This window comes from Pseudomonas sp. QTF5 (genome assembly GCF_000512695.2).
Classification (GTDB): domain Bacteria; phylum Pseudomonadota; class Gammaproteobacteria; order Pseudomonadales; family Pseudomonadaceae; genus Aquipseudomonas.
Window position 1 is genome coordinate 146,472 of the sequence record NZ_AZRW02000004.1, and the last position, 16,408, is coordinate 162,879.

A 16,408-nucleotide genomic window follows, 5' to 3' on the forward strand; every position below is an offset into this window, starting at 1 on the left:
TGCATGTGCAGGCCCTTTTTTATTTTCCGAATCGCCCTACGGCTTATGCGCCCGGGACAGGAACTCGTGTGACTGCATTTCCAGCAAACGGCTAAGCGTGCGCTGGAACTCGAAATTCAGGCGACCGCCGGTGTAGAGGTCTTTGAGCTCGACTTCGGCAGAAATGATCAGTTTCACGTTGCGGTCGTAGAACTCGTCGACCATGTTGATAAAACGTCGGGCGATGTCGTCGGTGGTGACGCTCATCTGCTCGACATTGCTGAGCAACACAGCGTGGAAGATCTTGCCCAGTTCGATGTAATCGTTCTGGCTGCGTGGGCCGTCGCAGAGATCGCGGAAGTCGAACCAGGCCACATCATCGCAGGTGCGTACGGCTCGGATTTCACGGTTCTCGATCACCAGCACGTCGTTCTCGACCGCTGCCGTGCATTCCGGCGTCAAGGCACGGAAGCTCTTGCGCAGGCTTTCCTGGGCAGCGTCATCCAGCGGGAAGTGAAACAGTTCCGCTTGCTCGAGGTGACGCAGACGGTAATCGACGCCGCTGTCGACGTTGACGATCTCGGTGTTCTGTTTGATCAGCGCAATGGCCGGCAGGAAACGCGCACGCTGCAGGCCGTCCTTGTACAGGCCGTCCGGTACGATGTTCGACGTCGCGACCAGGGTCACGCCGTTTTTGAACAGTTCTTCCATCAGCGTGCCAAGAATCATGGCGTCGGTGATGTCGGAGACGAAGAACTCATCGAAACAAATCACTCGCGACTCGTCGGAGAAGCGCTTGGCGATGATGGTCAGCGGATTTTTCTCGCCGCCCAGGGTCTTCATTTCTTCGTGCACGCGCTTCATGAAGCGGTGGAAGTGAGTGCGAGTCTTTTCCTTGAACGGCAGCGCTTCGAAGAAGGTGTCGACCAGGTAAGTCTTGCCGCGACCAACGCCGCCCCAGAAATACAGACCCTTGACCGGCGTCTGGTCTTTCTTGCCAAACAGTTTGCCGAGCAGGTTCGGTTTGTTCTGCGAGGCCGCAACCAGATCGTCGTACAGACGCTGCAAATGACGCACGGCAGTTTCCTGGGCGGCGTCATGGAAGAATTCCGGGCGTTTCAGATCAGCTTGATATCGTTCTAGGGGCGTCATAATTCGTTAGCAAGGCAACAAAAACGGGCCGTCACTGTAGCGACGACCCGTGGGAATGGCAATCGGCCCTTGGTCGGGCCGAGCCGCTGATTATTCCTGAACCGGTGTCAGGGCAACGCGCAAAGCACCGATGGCAGCATCGCGAGCAGCGCTGTCGGCGAAGGCCGGACTGTCGGCAATGCACTCGCCTTCCAGCCAGACGCTGAAGCTCAGGTCTTCACTGCGCACGTCCAAGGCTTGACCGGATTGCAGCTGCTTGGTCACTTGACCTGCGGTTTTACCGTCGGCGAAGTGGCGCGACAGCAGCAGTTGTTCGCCATCGGCCGCCAGCAGACGAAAGCGGAAACTGCCGTCGTCTTCACGGAAGCTGACGAAGCGCGCGGCTTTCGCAGCTTTCTTCTTGGTGGTCGCTGCGACTTGGGTCTGAGCGACGAAAGAACGCAGGCCGACCGCCTCGCGCAGTTCGTGGAGGAACGGCGTCGCCACCGACCGGGCCTTTTTGGCGCCGATCTGCAGCATGTCTTCCAGATCTGCCGGGCGCTCGATCAGCTGGTGATAACGCTCGCGGGATTCTCCCAATTCGCTGTCGAGCAGCTGGAACAGACGATTCTTCGCCTCGCCCCAACCCAGGCCCTGAAGCAATTCGCTGCGGAATTCGTCGGATTGTGCCGGCGTAGCGAAAGCCTGGAACAAGGTGAACAGGTGCGAGTTGTCCGGATCCTTGGCTTCGCCCGGGGCACGGGAGTCGGTAACGATCCGCGAAATCGCGTCTTTCATCTCTTTGGCGCTGCTGAACAACGGAATGGTGTTGTCGTAACTCTTCGACATCTTGCGACCGTCGAGGCCTGGCAAGGTGGCGACGCTTTCCTCGATCAGCGCTTCGGGCATGGTGAAGAACTCTTTGCCCTGGCCGAACAAGTGATTGAAGCGCTGGCCGATGTCACGGGCCATTTCCACGTGCTGGATCTGGTCACGACCGACCGGCACCTTGTGGGCGTTGAACATCAGAATGTCCGCGGCCATCAACACCGGGTAGCTGTACAAGCCCATGGTGATGCCGGCATCCGGGTCTTCGCCGGTTTCGACGTTCTTGTCCACCGAGGCCTTGTAGGCATGGGCGCGGTTGAGCAGGCCCTTGGCGGCCACGCAGGTCAGCAGCCAGGTCAGTTCAGGGATTTCCGGGATGTCGGACTGGCGATAGAACGTCACGCGATCTACGTCCAGGCCACCGGCCAGCCAGGTCGCGGCGATTTCCAGACGCGAGCGCTGGATGCGCAGCGGGTCATCGCATTTGATCAGGGCGTGGTAGTCGGCCAGGAAGTAGAACGAATCGGCATTGCTGTCACGGCTGGCGATGATCGCCGGACGGATGGCGCCGGCGTAGTTGCCCAGGTGCGGCGTGCCAGTGGTGGTGATGCCGGTGAGGATACGGGTACGAGTCGTCATGGGTAATCGCTTGTCAGACTGCAATCAATTCGAAAGACGCGGCAGGATCAGATCCTTGAGATCGGTCAGCTTGCCATGAAAAAAGTGTCCGCATTCTGCCACTTTCAGCAGCTCATGGGGGCGATCGAGCGCGTCGGACCAGTCATAAACCAGCTGCGGATCGATGACTTCGTCGGTTTCCGGCTGGATCAGGGTCAACTCGCCATGCTGCGGCAGTTGATCCTGGTCGCCCAAGCGCATGACGGCGGGCGCGACCATGAACACATGCTTGAGTTGCTCGCCCTTGGCTTCCAGGCGCCCGCCGAGACTGGCGGCAACAAAACCGCCGAAGGAGAAACCGAACAGAGTCAAAGGTATTTCAGGATGTTTGGCTCGCAACCACTCGGCCGCCGCCTGGGCGTCATCGACTTCGCCACTGCCCATGTCGTGCGTGCCTCCACTGGCGCCTACGCCACGGTAGTTGAAACGCAAAGTAATCAAACCGGCGTCGCGCGCGGTGCGCTGCAAGGTCGAGACGACTTTGTTGAGCATGGTGCCGCCCTGCACCGGATTCGGGTGGCAGATCAGCGCCAGGCTGCGGGGCTGCTCGCTGTCCAGATACAAGCTCTCTAATTGACCGACCGGGCCATCAATCACTACAGGGGTTTCGCGCATAAGCAAGGAAGGAACTCCGTGACCTCGAATCGGGTCGACTCGTCTAGCCAATTGTCTGTGCCAATTCTATTGCGAGTGAATCGCGGTATACAGCGCAGGTTCGAGCCGTTAACGTAAAGCAAAGCCGTTTATAGAGGAAGGACTCGTGGAACACTCGCTCTTAGTTTGGTTGTTGCCGACTCTTGCCCTGGTTGTGGGTGTCGCCATTGGATTCCTGATCGCTCGCCTGGTGCCGAATGCCGCGCCTAACCGCACGCAACGTCAGCTGGATGATATTCAGGAACGTTTTGACAATTATCAGAACGAAGTGGTCACCCACTTCAACAGCACTGCAACACTGGTCAAGAAACTGACTCAGAGCTATCAGGAAGTGCAGGATCATCTCGCCGAGGGCGCCAACCGTCTGGCCCTGGACGAGCAGACTCGCCAACGCTTGCTGGCGGCCCTGCACGCCGACGCGGCACAGGCGCCGCGGGAACGCCTGACGCCACCGCGCGATCAGGAACCGCCTCGCGACTACGCCCCTAAAATGCCGAACGCGCCAGGCATGCTCGATGAGCATTACGGCCTGAAGAAGTAATCAGGTTTCGCGCGATACAAAAAGCCTTCGGACAAGCGATTGTCCGAGGGCTTTTTTTGTTTCTGTTTTTACGTTGCCTGTCCGGGCCTCTTCGCGAGCAAGCCCGCTCCCACATTAGTTGACCGCGTACCGACCAGCAACTCGGTCTAATGTGGGAGCGAGCTTGCTCGCGAAGGCGTCAAAACAGGCGACAAAAAAAGCCCGCCCGATCTGCTGAGGATCGGGCGGGCCTTTTACGCCTGGGGTTCAGTCAGACGGTTTTTAGTACTGCTGGACAGGTTGACCTTGCTGCTGATACTGCTGACCCGGAATCGCCTTCAGGTTGACCTCGACACGACGGTTCTGTGCCCGGCCATTCACATCACCATTGCTGGCAATCGGGTTATCCGGCCCGGCACCACGCGCCGACAGGTTGGCGCCGCTGACACCCTGGGAGGTCAGGTAAGTCGCCACGCTCTGGGCACGACGCTGGGACAGGTCCATGTTGTGCTGACGGCTGCCGGTGCTGTCGGTGTAGCCGACGATCTCGATCTGGTTTTGGTTGAACTCCTTGAGCGAGCCCGCCAGATTGTTCAGCGGCTGGTAGAAGCCCGACGCGATGTTCGCCGAATCGGTGGCGAATGTGATGTTGCCCGGCATGATCAGCTTGATCTGATCGCCTTGACGCTGCACTTCAACCCCAGTGTTGGCCATGCTGGCCCGCAATTTTTTCTCCTGCTGGTCGGCGTAGTAACCGTAACCGGCGGCGGAAGCCCCCACCACGGCGGCGCCAATCAGCGCGCCCTTGCCACGGTTATCGTGACCGATGGCAGCACCGGCCAGCGCACCGGCCAAAGCCCCGAGGCCACCGTATTTGGCGGTTTTACTCATGCCCGTAGAACCGCCATCAGCCTGACCCTGGTTGTCATAAGGGTTCTGCGATGCGCAACCGGACAACAAAGCCACAGCTGTAGCGACAATAATCAAACGACGCGAGGTGAACATGGAGAGCTCCTACTTTTTTTTTGCATTCTGTGGTGCAGCGGACTTAAGCAATGAACCTTTGCGGGCGTTGGATCATGGCCAACGCCAAAAATTCCGTCGTGCCTTTCACAACTGCATCTTCAGGCTCGTACAAAGGGGTTACCGCGCATTTCATCGCCCAGACGAGTATCCGGACCATGACCGGTCACCACCGTCGCCTCTTCGTCGAGGGTATACAACCGTTGCTTGATCGAACGCACGAGAGCCGCCTGATCGCCTCCCCACAAATCCGTACGCCCTACCCCGCGCTTGAACAGCGTATCACCGGCAATCAGCAGCTTAGCTTCTGAAAACCAAAAGCTCATGGAACCTGGTGTATGACCCGGCGTGTGCAACGCCACGCCACACCCGCAAGCCAGCTCTTCATCGTCGGCCAACCAGCGATCCGGCGATGGCACGGGAGTGTAAGGCACACCGAACATCTGGCACTGCATCTCCAGATTGTCCCAGAGGAATTGATCGTCTTTATGCAGGTGCAGCGTCGCGCCGGTTTTCTCCTTGAGCTGCCCGGAAGCCAGGAAGTGATCGAGGTGCGCATGGGTGTGGATGATGCTGACCACCTTCAGGCCCAAGGCATCGAGGCGCGCGAGGATCAGTTCATGATTGCCGCCCGGGTCGACGACGATGGCTTTTTTGGTGATCGGGTCGCCTATGATTGTGCAGTTGCACTGCAACGGGCCGACGGGGAAGGTTTCGCGGATGAGGGTGGGTTGCTGGGACATCGGGGCACGCTCGGGAAACAGGAATGGCCAATTTTGGCACAGAATTGCCCTGAGCCATTTACCCCATGTGCATTGTAAAAATGCGTTACCCCAACACGCCCAACTCCTTCGCCCGCGCCACCGCCTGCGTACGCCGCTCAACCCCCAACTTACTGTTGATATGACTGGCATGGGTTTTCACCGTGTGCAGAGAAATAAACAACTGATCGCTGATTTCCTGGTTCGAACACCCTTGGGCAATCAGTCGCAGAACGGCCAGTTCACGCGTACTGAGTTGTTCGGCAGCAGGTGATGACTCCACCATCGGCCGAGAGACCAGGGCCGGAAGTTTTTCCGAGAGGCTCTGCGAAACGGCCGTCGGCGCACAGAGTTGAAGTTGCCCGCGCAGCCAGTCCGGGTGTTTGGTCAACAATTGTTCAAACGGTTGCAGGACGCCACCGGCGGCCGCTTCCAAAGCCTGGATCAATGCCTTGCGGGCCTCGGATTCGCGCCCGCCCGCCAATAACAGCATGACTTTCTGATTCAGCGCCATCACGCTGAGCATCTGCCGGCCACTGTGCTGACCGTGTTCATGCAGTGCATTCAAGCGCCCTTCGGCGAGCATGGGCTGGCCTTTCATCACGTCCAGAACCGCCTGTTGCAGTTCAATGTGCAGCGGCAGTTGCGGATGGAACTCCGGGGGGGCCGCGGGATGCTCGCCGTTGTAGGTCTGGCCCAGTCGCGCGAGCCAGGCTTCGGCGAGGTCGGTGCGGCCCTGGGCCAGCCAGAGTTCGCATTTGACCAGGGTGATCATCGCCAGGTAGTAAATCGGCGGGACATCCCAGATGTGCATCAGGCGCTCGGCCTCGGCCAATTCGGCGAAGGCTTTGGCAAACTCGCCGCTGCCGCCCTCCAGACGGGCAATCACGCAGTGGCCGATCAGCACACTGATGTCGCGACAGGCCCGCGCTTCGCCCAAACCCGCGAGCAAACGTGCTCGTGCGGCCTGGGGTTGCAAGCGCAGCGCCAGCAAGAATCCCTCGTATAAGGTCAACCGTGCGCGCACCGCGTAAAGCCGTTGCGGGGATAAGCCTTGCAGGCGTTGCAATCCCTGGCGGACTTCGTCCAGTGAACGAAGAATCTCCCCGCGCGCTTGCAGTACGCGGGCGCGATCGTAATGGGCCAGCGCCTCGAACAGCGGATTGCCGACCCGTTGTGCCAGCTCAAGGGACTCACGATTCAACCCTCGTGCACGCCAGAGGTCACTGTCGGCAATGGCCAGGTTCGACAATGTCGAGAGGCACATCAGGCGCTGCCCATAGCGTTTGGCCGGCAGGCTCTCCAGCGCTTCGGTGCAATAGAGCAACGTCAGCTCGCGATTGCCTCGCCCCCGGGCAATGATGCCGCTCAGGGCCAGCCATTGCGCCAGCATGGATTTTTGCGCAGTGGCCGAAGGGGCCGGCAGGAAGCGGCTCAAGTGGCTGGCCAGTTCCTCGGCGGCGTCCAGTTGGCAGGCCAGTCCCAACGCCCAGCTGTAGAGCACGATCAGCCGTGGCGTGCTGATCAGCAGGCTGTCGGGCAAGTCCATTTTCCAGCGCAACAACATGCCGACGTTCTGCTCGGCCAGCAGTTGTTCTTCAGAGAGGTTTTGTACCAGATTCGCCGCAACATCCAGATGCCCGGCACGCAACGCCTGCTCCACCGCCTCATCGAGTAACCCTTGGGCGTTGAACCAGCGGCAGGCACGCAGATGCAGGCTGGCCGTCGGCACCATCGCCTGCGCGGTGGGCCGGCTGCGCAGCAGGTCGGAAAACAGGTGGTGATAGCGATACCAGTGACCGTGTTCGTCCAGCGGCACCAGAAACACCTGATGCGCCAGCAGGAAACGCAGGATCTCGGCACTGTCATGGGCTTCGCGCACCGCGTCGCACAATTCGCTGCAAAAGCGCTCTTGAGGCGCGGTGTCGTACAGGAATGACTGCACCTCGGCAGGCAGACTATCGATGACCTCTTCAAGGAGGTAATCGCGAATCAGCCCTTCGCCACCATACAACGATTGGGGCAATGCACCCTCGCTGCCCGCCTCGGAGGCCGCCAGCAGCCAGAAGCGCAGCCCTGCCACCCAGCCTTCGCTACGCTGGATCAAACTCTCCAGCGCCTCGCCACGCAATGAAATGCTGTGTCGATCAAGCAGGGTCAGGGCTTCATCATGGGTCAGTCGAAGATCCTGCTCATGCAACTCGAGCAGTTGCCGCGACAGGCGCAGGCGCGCCAGATGCCAGTCGGGACGTTGCCGGCTGGTGACCATGACCAGCAGACCGTCGGGTAAATGATTGAGAAAAAATTGCAGACAACGATCAAGCACCGGGCCCTGGGCCAGATGATAGTCATCAAGTACCAGCAACAGTGGCGTACCGGGGGACAGATGCACAGCCAGCTCATCGAGCAAACCGTCCAGCCATTCTTCGAAAGCGAACGGTTGATGACGTTGGCGCATTTTCAGCAGCCCCAGCGCCTGACTGCCCAGTTGCGGAAAATACTCCTGAAGGCCTTCGAGCAGACGCTCAAGAAAACGGCCGGGATCGCTGTCCCGAGGACTTAACCCCAGCCACAGGCTTTGCCAGTGATCCGGCAACCCCTGACAAAACTCCACTGCCAATGAACTCTTGCCGAACCCCGCCGGCGCACTGACCAGCAACAGCCTGCCACCGAGGCCGGCGCTCAGGCGCTCGCACAAACGCGGCCGCAGCACATGGCCGTCGGGCAGCGGAGGCCGGAAAAAGCGCCCGTCCAATACAGCGACGGCAACGCTTGCAGGGCCCGGAAGTGGGGACAGATCAGTCATGGCCGGCTCTTGTTTGAAAGGCTGATGGCGGCGTTACAGATGTCCGCAGCCTAGCGGTAAACGAAGAGCTATTGAAGGTTATTGCTACAAATGGCTACAAAAAGACTACGAGCAGAAGTTGCCAAGCCTGAGGTGCGGTTTTTTTCAACAGACCGTGTCGCGCCCTTCGCGAGCAAGCCCGCTCCCACACTGGATCTCCATTGCTCACAGATTGTATGTCCACCGAAGTTCAAATGTGGGAGCGGGCTTGCTCGCGAAGGGGCCATCACAGTCACCGACTGTTTCGCGAGTCCCTCCGCCTCAACAAGTGCGCCTTGATACACACTCCGATAAAAAAACGCCCCGAACCGTCGGGGCGTTTTTTCGAGGATGCGGCCTCGGGTTACAACGTATTAGCGAACGCCTTCCTGACGCAACGCTGCCGGCGTGAAGTCTGCGGTGCTGGCAGTGAAGCCGAAGTTATACGCCGACTTCTCTTCGTTCTTCATGCCCAGGGCCAGGTAGCGGCCCGATTGCAGGTCGTACAGGGTTTCGAGGGCGTACCACGGCACTTGCTTGTCGTAGTAGTTCTCGGAGTGAGCCTCGGCGACACGCCACAGTTGCCCGCGACCGTCGTAGTGGTCGACCACAGCCGCCTGCCAGGTGTCTTCGTCGATGTAGAAGTCACGTTTGGCGTAGATGTGACGCTGACCTTCCTTCAGGGTCGCGACCACATGCCAGACCCGACGCAGCTCATAGCGAGCCAGATCCTGGTTGATATGGCCGGCCTTGATGATGTCGGCGTACTTCAGTTTAGGATCATCGAGTTTGTGGCTGTCGGAGGCGATGTACATCTCTTTCTTGCCTTCGAGCTTCCAGTCATAGCGATCCGGCGCACCGTTGTACATGTCCAGGTTGTCGGAGGTGCGCAGGCCATCGGCAGCGGTACCCGGTCCGTCATAGGACACTTGCGGCGCACGACGCACACGGCGCTGCCCGGCGTTGTAGACCCACGCCGAACGCGGCTCTTTAACCTGATCGAGGGTTTCGTGCACCAGCAGCACGCCACCGGCCAGACGAGCCGGCGCGGTCACTTTCTGCTTGAAGTAGAACAGAATGTTGCCCGGGTTTTTTGGGTCGTAATCCTTCATCTTGTCGCGGAACACGAACTGGTCCTCGAAGTACACCAGGCTGAACGAGCCGTTCGGCTGTGGCGTGGCCTGGGTTAACAGGCGGGTCACACTGCCGCCGCGATAACGGGTGATATGGTTCCAGATGACTTCAACGCCGCTTTTCGGAATCGGGAACGGGATCGCGGTTTCGAAATTTTCCAGACCGTTGCCGCCGGACACCAGATTAGTATTGGTGGCGTTCCTCTTGATCGCGGCAAACACCTCATCCGGCACGGTGGCGCCGCGATGGGACGGGTAGACCGGCATCTTGAAGGTTTCCGGGTAACGCTTGAACATCGCGTACTGACCCGGCGCGAGCTTGTCCTTGTACTGATCGACGTTTTGCGCGGTGATGGTGAGCAGCGGTTTTTCATTCGGGAACGGGTCAGCCAGGAAACCTTTGCTGTCTACGGCACCGGCGTTTTTCGGCATAGGTTTCCAGGCCGGGATCGAACCGTCGGCGTTGCCCGCCATCTCGGCGCCCATCGGGGTCAGGCTCTTGCCCAGCTTGTCCGCTTCGGCCGCAGGGACCGCCGCCATGACACCGGTCGCCAGCAATGAAAGCCCCAGAACGCCAACGTGGAACAGACTCTTTGTTATTTTCATAAATGTGTTCGTCCTGAAAATACAGTGCTTAGAAGTTCACGCCGAAGCTGAGCGCAACGAAGTCGCGATCATCTACGGTGGTGTACTCGCCGTCGAAGAAGTTGGTGTACGCCAGGCTCGCGGTGTAGGTGTTCTGGTATTCGGCATCGACACCCAGGCTCACCGCTTTACGACCTTCCTCGAAGTTGCCGCCAGGGCCCGGCGAGTAACCGCTCACGTCGTGGGACCAGGCCACGTTCGGCTTGAGGTTCACACCGGCGAATACGTCGTTGTATTCCCAGATGGCGCGACCGCGATAACCCCACGACATCGACGTGGTAAAGCCCTCGTCCTCGCAATTGCGGCTGCGGTTGTTGGCAGCAGTACCTGGGCCGGCACCGTTGATTGTGCTGGTGTTCAGAATCGCCGAGCAGGTGTTGAGGCCGCCGGTAGACGGCAGTTCACCTGGCCCGTAGACCGGGTCACGGCCGTAACGGACGTCGGAGCTGCTTTCCAGGCCGCCAACATGGGTCACGCCCACTTCACCCACCAGGGTCAGACGGCTGGCGCCCATGACCTGATCGAAGAAGTGCGTCAGGGTGGTCTGGAACTGGGTGATTTCCTTGCGGCGATAGCCGTGCAGATCCTGACCCGGTACACCGGGGAGCAGCGAAGCGTTGGTCAGGGCGCCGCCCAATGGGCGCACGCCGGCAAACAGGATGTCAGTGGAGTTGAGCTGCACCGGCGCGTTCGGACGGTAGCTGAGCTCGCCGCTCCACGCCGTACCGGTAGGCAGGGTAGTGGAGAAGCTCAGACCGTAGAGACGGATGTCTTCCGGGTATTCGACGAAGTACTCGGAATTACCGGCGACCACCAGCGGCCCCAGCGCGCGGAACGCGGCCGGCAAAGCTGCCACGCCGTTGTAGATCGATTGCGGAGCACCTGTGGCGCTGAAGATCGGCGCCCGGCTGTGGTAGTTCATGAAATACGCGCCGAACTCGGTATCGAGCGGTTCGAACATGTACTTCAAGGACGCGCCCCACTGGCCGCTGTCCCGCGCATCGCGATCAGGACCGCGACGCACCAGTACACCTTCTTCGTTGACGTCGACGCCCGCGTTGGCCAATGGGCCCAATGCGATGGCCGGAATGGTCGAGCGCTTGTTCAGCACGCGCAGGTTGTCGGTGCAACCGTCGGCAATGATGTCCGGCTGAGAGAAGAAGGTGCCGCAGTTATCGACGACGGTCTGGTCCCATTCCAGCTGATAGAACGCTTCGGCCGACAGATTGTCGGTCAGGCTCTGGGATACATAGAACATATTGACCGGGATCAGACCTTCCTTGACCTCGGCACCGGGACGACGGAATGCGGACACGTCGATCGGGTTGATCGAGTTGATGCCGCCACCGATGAAGGTACTTTCACCCCAGCTCACAACCTGCTTGCCCAGACGCACGGAACCCGGCTGATCGGCAATGGAGTAGTTGTGGTAGACGAAGGCGTCGAGGATCTGGCCGCCGGCAGACTTGGCGCCTTCCTTGCGATTTTCGTCGCTGATGTCCTTGAACTCGCGGCTTTCATCCTTGAGTTCGAAGTCATACCAATATTTGCCCCGGACGAAGACGCCGGTGTCGCCGTATTTCAATTCAAGGTCATGGATGCCCTTGAAGATCTTCGAGAAAGTTTCGCCGCTCTTGAAGTTGTTGTGACCGTCATCGGACGTCTGGGACAGGCCGTGGCCCCCGTTATTGACGCCGATGAGGTTCTTGTTCGGGCTCTGAGTAGACCAACTGGCTCCGATCGACAGGGATGAGTCGAATTGACCTTCGATCTCACCGACGTTGAAACTGACGCCGAATGCAGGCCCGGCGAGCGAAGAGGCGAGACTGACTGCCAGGGGCAGTTTCGCCCGGCGCCAGAACTGGTTTACTGATGTCATCGACGCTACTCCATGTGCATTATTTGGCTGAGTACTTTTAAAAACGTTGTGGGTGACCGGAAGCCAAGCGGTTCCGACGTCACTCCAAAGTTGCATCGCCCCGTTTTATGCGCGCGCTCCGTTCTTAAAAATTCCTTGAGCGGACTATAGCCAGCAGGTAGTAGTGCTTGATCCCTCTAAAGTGTGATTTGCAGCTGCCGGCCACTCTGGAACAGTCCTTTCGCCAGTCCGACACATGTCGGCACGGCAAGGATGGCTGAAAATTCGGATTTCACAAGCCAAGCGTTTGCTTGGTGGGTCTGGCGCGCCGTTTTCGGCGCGCCAGAGGACGCTTAAAGCGTCGAGAGGAAGGTACTGTTGTTGGCCTGCCATTCGGTGATGTCGACGCGAATGCGCTTCTTGTCGAGCTTGCCGACACTGGTCTTGGGAATTTCAGTAACAATGGCGATCTGGCTCGGGATAGCCCACTTGCTCAGGTGTCCCTGCTCAACGAACGGCTTGAGGTGCTCCTTGAGTTCCTTGGCCCCGATCTCATGCCCGTCGCGGACCACCAGCAGCGCAAACGGCCGTTCGCCCCACTGCGGATCGGCGATGCCCACCACTGCTACTTCGCGTACCGCAGGGTGGCGGCTGATCAGGTCTTCCAGGTCCAGGGAGGAGATCCACTCGCCGCCGGTCTTGATCACGTCCTTGATCCGGTCGCGAATGTCGATCACGCCCATGCTGTCCAGCGTCGCCACGTCGCCGGTGTGCAACCAGCCTCCGGCCCAGAGCTCCGCGCCTTTTTCTGGCTCGTTGAAATAGCCCTCGGTGAGCCACGGTGCACGCAACACCAGTTCGCCCTGGGTCTCGCCATCGGCAGGCAGGAAGTTGCCATCGGTATCGACGATCGCCGCCTCGACCAACGGCCCCGGTACACCGGCCTTGATCCGGTAAGTGGTGCGTTCGTCTTCGGTGCCGGCCATCAGCTCATCGTTGAGGTGCGCGCACGAGACCAATGGCCCGGTTTCCGACATGCCGTAAGCGGCAGTCAATTGAATGCCCTTGGCCTTGGCGGCATCGTACAGCGCATGGTTGAGCGCACTGCCGCCGATAACGATTTTCCAGCCACCGAAATCGGTATCTTGCGCTGCCTTGGCATTGAGGAGCATTTGCAGAATGGTCGGCACACAGTGGGAAAAACTCACCTTTTCCTTGCGCCACAATTCCACCAGATACTCGGGGTCGTAACGGCCGGGATAAACCTGTTTGAGTCCGAGCATGGTCGCTACATACGGCAAACCCCAGGCGTGCACATGGAACATCGGGGTGATCGGCATGTACACATCGTTGGTGCCCAGCAAGCGCACGCTGTCGATGCAGCCCATGATGGTCGACACGCCCATGGTGTGCAGCACCAATTGCCGGTGGGTGAAATACACACCTTTGGGGTTGCCGGTGGTGCCGGTGGTGTAGAACGTGGTGGCTACCGAGTTTTCGTCGAAGTCCTGGAAGTCGTACTGCGGGCTCGCGGCGGCCAGCAATTGCTCGTACTCGCCAATCAGGTTCGGCAGATCGGCGGTCTTTTCCGGCAAGTCGGTCAGCAGCAGGGTTTTCTCCACGGTGGTCAGGTGCCCGGCAATCGCCTTGTACAGCCCGACAAACTCGCTGTTGACCAGCACGAAGCGGTCCTCGGCGTGGTTCATGGTGTAGAGAATCTGCTCCGGCGACAGGCGCACGTTGATGGTGTGGATCACCGCACCGATCATCGGGATGGCAAACATGCATTCCAGGTAGCGATGGCTGTCCCAGTCCATCACCGCCACGGTATCCCCGGCTTTCACGCCAGCGGCCGTCAGCACGTTGGCCAGCCGCGCGACCCGCTCGATCAGGGTCGGATAGCTATAGCGCAATTGATCGCGGTAGATGATCTCGCGGGTTTTTTCATAACGGGCGCCGGACATCAGCAGCCGTTTAATCAACAGCGGATACTGGTAAGCGCCCTCGGCTGGGGGGATAACGCGAGTCTGCAACATAAGAGTCCCTTTTCTGACTGCACGGTCTTGGCTTTTAAAGCTAAGCACTCTAGAGCCCTTGAACGCCAGCCAAATCAGCCAAAGGGATGATTTGCATAGCCGTACAAATGCTAGCTTTGCGCCAGCATTTGCGGGAATTCGCTACTCGTCACACAGAACCAAACGCAGGAGCGCCGAACACTGTGGCGAGGGAGCTTGCTCCCGCTGGGCTGCGCAGCGGCCCTAACCAGACGACCGTGTATCGTCAGACGTACCGTGTCATCCGATTTACGACTACTTCGCAGCGGGAGCGGGAGGAAGCTCCCTCGCCACAGCCTGAGGCATATTTCGGGAAATCAGTGCATCTCGGTGAACGCAAGTTTCACGCCGATGGCGATCAGCACCGCGCCCATGGTCCGATCGAACCAGTGGCCCATGCGGGCGAAACCGGCGCGCACGCGTTGTTGGCTGAACAGCATCGCCACCAGGCAAAACCAGACTGCCGTCGCCGCTGCCAGGTAGATACCGTAACCGGCCTGTACCGCCAATGGTGTGTCCGGGTTGATCACCACGGTGAACAGCGACAGGAAAAACAGCGTGGCTTTCGGGTTCAAGCCGTTGGTCACGAAACCAGAAGTGAAGGCGCCCCGCGCGGTGCGTTCGCCGGCCTCCTGGTGCAAGTCGTCAGCCACCGGTTTGGCCGGTTGCGCGCGCAAGGCCTTATAGCCGATGTACAGCAGATACGCGGCGGCGGCCCATTTCAAGGCGCTGAACAGCACAATCGACTGAGACACGATCAATCCGATACCCAACAGCGAATAACCGACGTGCAGGAAAATCGCCGAACCGACGCCCAACGCTGTCCAGGTCCCGGCGCGACGACCGTGGGTCACGCTCTCACGCACCACCACGGCAAAGTCCGGGCCGGGGCTGGCGACGGCCAGCAAGTGAATCAGGGCAACGGTCAAGAACTCAGTCCAGTACATGGGGACTCCTTTTTGGGCAGGCTGATCAATAAAAAAATTCTGAGGTCGACTTCACCTCTGTGGCGAGGGAGTCCGCCCAGCCTGCGATGAGGCTGCGCTGTCGCGCAGAGAACATGCCGATAAATCTGCAAATAAATTTATCTTTAAAATCAATGAGATAAATTTTGTTCTATAAGAGCTTGCTCCCGCTCCGGCTGCGAAGCAGTCGTAAACCGCATGACACGGTATGTCTGACAATACACGGTCGCCTGGGTTGGGGCCGCTGCGCAGCCCAGCGGGAGCAAGCTCCCTCGCCACAGGTTTGTGCCAGGCCAGACAATGAGGAACAGTTTGTTTCATCTGGTAGGCTCGGCAGATTACGCCTTCAGTTCAATGCACAAAAGGTACAGTTGATGACGAACTCTCGCCGCGCCGTTTTCCTCGACCATCCGTCCCTGGATCTCGGCGATCTCGACCTCAGCCCGCTACGCGAGTGCTTCAGCGACTTGCAGCTGTTCGCCCAGACCGCGCCTGATCAGGTGATCGAACGCCTCAAGGGTGTCACTGTCGCCATCAGCAACAAAATCCTGATCGATGCGGCCGCCATGGTGGCCAGCCCCGAGTTGAAGCTGATCCTGATCACCGCCACCGGCACCAATAACGTCGACCTCGCCGCTGCCCGCGCTCACGGAATCACCGTTTGCAACTGTCAGGGTTACGGCACGCCGTCGGTGGCCCAGCACACGATCATGTTGCTGCTGAATCTGGCGACGCGCCTGGCCGATTATCAAAAAGCCGTCGCCGAAGGTCGCTGGCAGCAGGCGAAACAGTTCTGTTTGCTCGATTACCCAATCGTCGAACTCGAAGGCAAAACCCTCGGTCTGCTCGGCCACGGTGAACTGGGCAGTGCCGTGGCGCGGTTGGCCGAGGCGTTCGGCATGCGCGTATTGCTGGGGCAGATTCCGGGGCGCCCTGCCCGGCCGGATCGCTTGCCGCTGAATGAACTGCTGCCGCAAATCGACGCCCTGACCCTGCACTGCCCACTCAACGAACACACTCGCCACTTCATCGGCGCCCGCGAACTGGCCTCGATGAAATCCGGTGCTTTCGTGGTCAACACCGCGCGCGGTGGTTTGATTGACGAACAGGCATTGGCCGACGCCCTGCGCAACGGTCACCTGGGCGGCGCGGCCACCGACGTGCTGAGCGTCGAACCACCGAGCGCCGGCAATCCGCTGTTGGCTCAGGACATTCCACGGCTGATCGTCACTCCGCATAACGCCTGGGGCAGTCGCGAGGCGCGGCAGCGGATTGTTGGTCAGTTGACGGAAAACGCTCAGGCTTATTTCAGCGGTAAAGCGCTGCGGGTCGTCAGTTGATAAACTGCGGCACTT

General features: G+C 59.5%; 12 protein-coding genes. 2 read left to right on the forward strand and 10 right to left on the reverse strand.

Annotated features, from left to right (window positions below; translation table 11 throughout):
* Positions 1-36: 36 nt before the first annotated feature.
* The 3 genes from zapE to IC37_RS04865 form a co-directional block, all read right to left on the reverse strand.
* Positions 37-1,131 carry a cell division protein ZapE gene (zapE, locus tag IC37_RS04855; RefSeq protein WP_030129757.1) on the reverse strand — a complete coding sequence of 365 codons (1,095 nt, stop codon included), beginning with the start codon at positions 1,129-1,131 and terminating at the stop codon, positions 37-39.
* A gap of 90 nt (positions 1,132-1,221) precedes the next feature.
* Positions 1,222-2,577, reverse strand: coding sequence for a tryptophan--tRNA ligase (locus tag IC37_RS04860; protein WP_030129756.1), 1,356 nt, complete (start codon positions 2,575-2,577; stop codon positions 1,222-1,224).
* Between the two features lie 24 nt (positions 2,578-2,601).
* Positions 2,602-3,231, reverse strand: a complete 630-nt coding sequence (locus IC37_RS04865) for an alpha/beta hydrolase (protein ID WP_030129755.1) — start codon at positions 3,229-3,231, stop codon at positions 2,602-2,604.
* A 145-nt stretch (positions 3,232-3,376) separates the two neighbouring features.
* On the opposite strand from IC37_RS04865, the gene IC37_RS04870 reads away from it, so the two are divergent.
* Positions 3,377-3,811: a YhcB family protein gene (locus tag IC37_RS04870; protein WP_030129754.1), complete on the forward strand. Its 435-nt coding sequence runs from the start codon at positions 3,377-3,379 to the stop codon at positions 3,809-3,811.
* Positions 3,812-4,072: 261 nt separating this feature from the next.
* Here the strand turns inward: IC37_RS04870 and IC37_RS04875 are convergent, their stop codons facing one another.
* The 7 genes from IC37_RS04875 to IC37_RS04905 form a co-directional block, all read right to left on the reverse strand.
* The gene (locus tag IC37_RS04875; RefSeq protein WP_030129753.1) at positions 4,073-4,795 is read right to left on the reverse strand and encodes an OmpA family protein; all 723 of its coding nucleotides are present in this window, start codon (positions 4,793-4,795) and stop codon (positions 4,073-4,075) included.
* Positions 4,796-4,914: 119 nt separating this feature from the next.
* Entirely contained in the window at positions 4,915-5,556 is a 642-nt protein-coding gene (locus tag IC37_RS04880; protein ID WP_030129752.1) for an MBL fold metallo-hydrolase, read from the reverse strand.
* A gap of 85 nt (positions 5,557-5,641) precedes the next feature.
* Positions 5,642-8,380 carry a LuxR C-terminal-related transcriptional regulator gene (locus tag IC37_RS04885; protein ID WP_030129751.1) on the reverse strand — a complete coding sequence of 913 codons (2,739 nt, stop codon included), beginning with the start codon at positions 8,378-8,380 and terminating at the stop codon, positions 5,642-5,644.
* A gap of 392 nt (positions 8,381-8,772) precedes the next feature.
* On the reverse strand, positions 8,773-10,137 hold the full coding sequence (locus IC37_RS04890; RefSeq protein ID WP_030129750.1) for a DUF1329 domain-containing protein: 1,365 nt from the start codon (positions 10,135-10,137) through the stop codon (positions 8,773-8,775).
* A gap of 28 nt (positions 10,138-10,165) precedes the next feature.
* Positions 10,166-12,055: a DUF1302 domain-containing protein gene (locus IC37_RS04895; RefSeq protein WP_030129749.1), complete on the reverse strand. Its 1,890-nt coding sequence runs from the start codon at positions 12,053-12,055 to the stop codon at positions 10,166-10,168.
* Positions 12,056-12,387: 332 nt separating this feature from the next.
* Positions 12,388-14,070, reverse strand: coding sequence for a fatty acid--CoA ligase (locus IC37_RS04900; protein ID WP_030129748.1), 1,683 nt, complete (start codon positions 14,068-14,070; stop codon positions 12,388-12,390).
* A 335-nt stretch (positions 14,071-14,405) separates the two neighbouring features.
* Positions 14,406-15,035, reverse strand: a complete 630-nt coding sequence (locus tag IC37_RS04905) for a LysE family translocator (protein ID WP_030129747.1) — start codon at positions 15,033-15,035, stop codon at positions 14,406-14,408.
* Positions 15,036-15,427: 392 nt separating this feature from the next.
* Between IC37_RS04905 and IC37_RS04910 the strand changes: the two genes are divergently transcribed.
* A complete protein-coding gene (locus IC37_RS04910; protein WP_030129746.1) occupies positions 15,428-16,393 on the forward strand; it encodes a 2-hydroxyacid dehydrogenase in 966 nt (321 codons plus the stop codon).
* Positions 16,394-16,408 lie beyond the last annotated feature (15 nt).